The organism is Hufsiella ginkgonis (assembly GCF_009834915.1).
Classification (GTDB): domain Bacteria; phylum Bacteroidota; class Bacteroidia; order Sphingobacteriales; family Sphingobacteriaceae; genus Hufsiella; species Hufsiella ginkgonis.
Genome location: NZ_WVHS01000010.1, coordinates 1 through 2,734, shown reverse-complemented (window position 1 = coordinate 2,734; position 2,734 = coordinate 1). Strand labels below are relative to the sequence as shown.

The 2,734-nt window shown below is 44.9% G+C and carries 3 protein-coding genes; all 3 read left to right on the top strand.

The features are described from left to right. The coding region (locus GS398_RS22105; RefSeq protein ID WP_160909021.1) for an RHS repeat domain-containing protein at positions 1-1,346 on the top strand (1,346 nt) is incomplete at its 5' end. A gap of 4 nt (positions 1,347-1,350) precedes the next feature. Continuing rightward, a complete protein-coding gene (locus tag GS398_RS22100; RefSeq protein WP_160909020.1) occupies positions 1,351-1,695 on the top strand; it encodes a copper resistance protein NlpE in 345 nt (114 codons plus the stop codon). Between the two features lie 98 nt (positions 1,696-1,793). Continuing rightward, the gene (locus GS398_RS22095; protein WP_160909019.1) at positions 1,794-2,228 is read left to right on the top strand and encodes an alpha/beta hydrolase; all 435 of its coding nucleotides are present in this window, start codon (positions 1,794-1,796) and stop codon (positions 2,226-2,228) included. The last annotated feature ends 506 nt before the right edge of the window (positions 2,229-2,734 follow it).

The following is a 2,734-nucleotide window of genomic DNA, read 5'->3' as shown; positions in this document are numbered from 1 at the left end:
TCGGGTCGAGCCTGTCCAGCCTTGCCGATTATCTCTATGACGGCAACGGGAATGCTGCCAGGGATGGCAGGAACAATAAAACGATTACTTACAATTACCTGAATCTTCCGGCCACGGTGAACGGAACGGAGATCGTATATACCTACGATGCGGCAGGCAACAAGCTCCGCAAAGCGAGCAGTACCACCGGCACCACCGATTACGTAGGCGGTATCCATTACGGCACCGTCAGCGGGAACTATGTGATTAACTTCATCCAAACCGAAGAAGGCCGTGCCGTGCGCCAATCCGATAACAGTTACAAGTACGAATACAATCTCACCGATCATTTAGGAAACGTTAGAAAAAGCTTCGATATTTATGCCGGAACCGCAAGGGTGATCCAAACCGACGACTACTATCCGTTCGGGATGCAGAAAGCAGGAACGGTGCCGGGGAATGCCAGCAAGTATCTGTACAACGGGAAGGAAGTGCAGGAGGAACTGGGCACCTATGATTACGGTTGGCGTCAATACGATCCAGTGGTAGGCAGATGGATGGTGCCGGATCCTTTAGCAGAGAAATATTATTCTTTGTCGCCCTATAATTACGCTGCAAACAACCCTATTAACATAATTGACTTAGATGGCCGGGATATAGATCCTGCCAGTCGAAAGGAATGGGATAAACAAAAAAATTCGATTATCGGCCAAAGAGATAAGGTTCAGGGGGACATAAACAAAACAACTGCGAAAGCACAAAAGGAAGGGTGGAGTGCGGAAAAACTTGCCGGTAAATTGGGCAATCTTTCAGACAGACTTGCTAGCTTAAACGGAAGTATAGGCACGTTAGGGACTTTAGAAGGAAGTACCCAGATGTATAGTCTTAAAACAGGAGCTGGTGAGGAGGGCGGAACCACGTATGACCCCAAAACTGGAAATGTCGTTTTTAGCTTTGGCTCCACTTCAAACTTCCTTCATGAAATCACTCATGGTGGTCAATTTGAGACCGGTGACTTTGCTTTCAGTAGTACAGGACAGGCTTTGGGGCAAGACGTTGGAGATGAAGTCGCCGCATACAAAGCGCAGTTTGCATTTGATCCTTCTTCTGTATCCGCGTTGACTTCATCTTCTTCTGCAACTTCCTTTGGAGGAATAACCTCAGCTTGGGTGCAGGGAATAACCAAGAGCGACGGATCGAAACCTTACGGCTTGGGAGGTGCTGCAAATACCGGATTAGTGCCTGTAAACATAAACTCTAACCTGGGTACGCTTATGCAAGCATATCCCAATGCAGCAGGAGCGCTTAGAGGGCTTCCTGCTAACACGACACTAAGATCAATACCGGGAATATATATTAAGCATTAACGATATGAGCAAGAATATTTTGTGGCTTTCGATGGTATTATTTGCCTCATGTACAGCAAGTAAAGGGCTAGTTGGCAATTACGCCAGAGCTGGCAAAGACTTCAAGTATACTCTCACAATAAATCAGGATAGCACGTTTGCTCTTACCAAGCAATACTTTGAAGCCAGTTCCAAATGCCAGGGACGATGGAGCTACATATCAAAGGATACGCTGATCTTAAAGTGCGATGCTGAAAAGTTCCCGGCAGCCATTGCGGGGGGATATATGCAAGACCGGGAACAAAAAGTTGTTTTGTTAGCTAACGGTAAGCTTATGCTTCAAAGCGTCACATTAAAGAAAACCAAGTAAACAGCAAAGGCCGGCGATCATCGGCCTTTGCTGTTTATAACGACTCGATATTATTCTGAAAGAAGTCCTTAAACTTCTTGTTGGTAAGCATCTTATCGATGATCTTAAAGACCATTGCCCAGTATCAGAAAGAACTAAAGAATAAGCCTTTAAAAGAGGGCGAGCAATTCAATCTTGTCGGCTATTCCTACGGAAGTGTTTTGCAGGCTCAGGCCGCTTTGAAGCTTGCTAAATCCGGCCAAGTGATAGACAATCTTGTATTGATCGGGAGCCCGATTTCTACGGATTCTGATTTATATAAACAGCTATCCGAAAATGGGAATATAAAGAGCATTCTGCGTTATGATCTTCCTGGAGATGCTTTAAGCAACTCGGACGGTATAATGGATATTCTTAAGGGGGCCTGGCAAAGCAGTCCGTTGGGATCGGGAGATAATGCCCACCATTTTGATGCAGCTCGCCCCGGTAAAGATGCTGATAAAACGATAGATGCAATTGTAAAATGGCTGAAAGAAAACGGCGTAAAAAACTAGTATGAAGTTAAGGCGATATTTGGTATTCATCATTGCTTTTACAATCGCTTACATTATAATCGCGATTGGTCTGGCGATCTTTATGTTCTCATTCGGACCTTCCCCAAAAGGTCTTCACATTACAATATTGCGCACGTTTTTTAGCTTCCCGTTTAATCCGGGGAGGGATAATATAAGTAATGGTTGGTTTATACTTTCAGTGCTCCTGAACGATCTGTTCTGGGGTAGCTTACTTTATCTGCTCGGATCATTGATAAGGCGTTTGTTGAGAAACAAATGAACAAAGCCCGGCGGGACCCGCCGGGCTTCTTTATTATTTGGCCAGTTCCTGTATCTGCCGTTTGGTCAAGAAGGCATCAATGAATGTCTTGACCAGGTGCTTGTCTTCGGGGCTTAAAGCTTCCACCTGTTTGAATACCCGCCCAAGAATTGCATTGATTATTTGCTTTTATTATTTATGCTGAACATCGCTGTTCCTTTCATTTAACTTGTTTATTTCCTGCCAC

Excerpts from the sequence above, each read along its gene's own strand:
- GS398_RS22100 (WP_160909020.1), top strand. The coding sequence starts at position 1,351 with ATGAGCAAGAATATTTTGTGGCTTTCGATGGTATTATTTGCCTCATGT.
- GS398_RS22095 (WP_160909019.1), top strand. The coding sequence starts at position 1,794 with ATGATCTTAAAGACCATTGCCCAGTATCAGAAAGAACTAAAGAATAAG.